Below are 1072 nucleotides of genomic sequence, written 5' to 3'. Positions count from 1 at the left end.
GGGTTTAAAAAGTGATAAGTCAAATATCATTGGAGTAATTGTCCATGATATCTGTGACTCTTATTTTGCAGAAATGGTAAAGGGGATAGAAGAATTTATCTCCGGGCATGAATATATTGTTAATATTTATAATACCAGCCGCAGTGTGGAAAAAGAAGTTCATGCTGTAAAGATGTTAAAAGCAAATCGAGCTGACGCCATAGTCTTAGCCGGGGGAGCTTTAATGGATAAAGAATATGAACAGCAGATGTATACCCTGATTGAGCAGCTAAAAGCTCAGGGAACTATTTTGTTGGGAATTACACCTCACCCCTTTGAAATTAATAATATAAATCTGGGCAACAAAAAAGCAGCCGAGACTATTACTGAATATTTACTGGAAAATGGACATCGGGAGATTGCATTTGTTGATGGTCCGGAAAAACTTTATACAAGTTTCTTAAGAAGAGAAGGTTTAAAAGATAAGCTAAAAGAAAATGGGCTTGAGCTGCCAGATGAACTTATTTTTGCCGGAGATTTTAGTTTTGAGGGTGGTCGGAAAGCTGCGCTTGAATTAATAGATAAAATAGATCAGTTTACTGCTGTATTTGCTGCCAATGATGCTACGGCTTTAGGTTTAATCTGGGAATTAAATAATCAGGGGATTAAGGTTCCAGATGATATTTCAGTGGTTGGAATTGATGATCTACCGGAAGCAAAATACTCTTATCCACCACTTACAACGGTTTCCCTACCCATCCATCAGCTGGGCACAAATATTGGAAAGTATTTACTGGAAAATCTAAAGGAGAAGAAAAATTCTGACTTTTCAAATGTAGAATTAAAATTAATTGAAAGAGAATCAGTGAAAAATATAGGCTAGATAAAGCCTGTTATATCAGTCTTCACAGTTTTAATCTGTGGAGATTGAATTTAGTTTTTTAAAAAAATATTTTATTGACTGATCAGTAAAGTAAACTGAATTAAAATAATCTTTTACAATCGGAGGTTCTAAATCCTCAAATTCCTCCTGGCTATATTCTTCTGGATAAAAATCAAATGGCATATGACTGGTTACCGTTATATAAAAAGC

The 1072-nt window shown here is 34.7% G+C and carries 2 protein-coding genes; one reads left to right on the top strand and one right to left on the bottom strand.

The window, feature by feature from the left end; all coding sequences use genetic code 11:
* The coding region (locus tag CI949_RS20810; RefSeq protein WP_290769953.1) for a LacI family DNA-binding transcriptional regulator at nt 1–862 on the top strand (862 nt) is incomplete at its 5' end.
* Nucleotides 863–892: 30 nt separating this feature from the next.
* Here CI949_RS20810 and CI949_RS20805 read toward each other — a convergent pair.
* The coding region (locus CI949_RS20805) for a sulfatase-like hydrolase/transferase (RefSeq protein ID WP_290769952.1) at nt 893–1072 on the bottom strand (180 nt) is incomplete at its 5' end.

This window comes from Halanaerobium sp. (assembly GCF_003070835.1).
The sequence above is the reverse complement of the archived record's forward strand: the minus strand, read 5'-3'. Positions and strand labels throughout refer to the sequence as shown.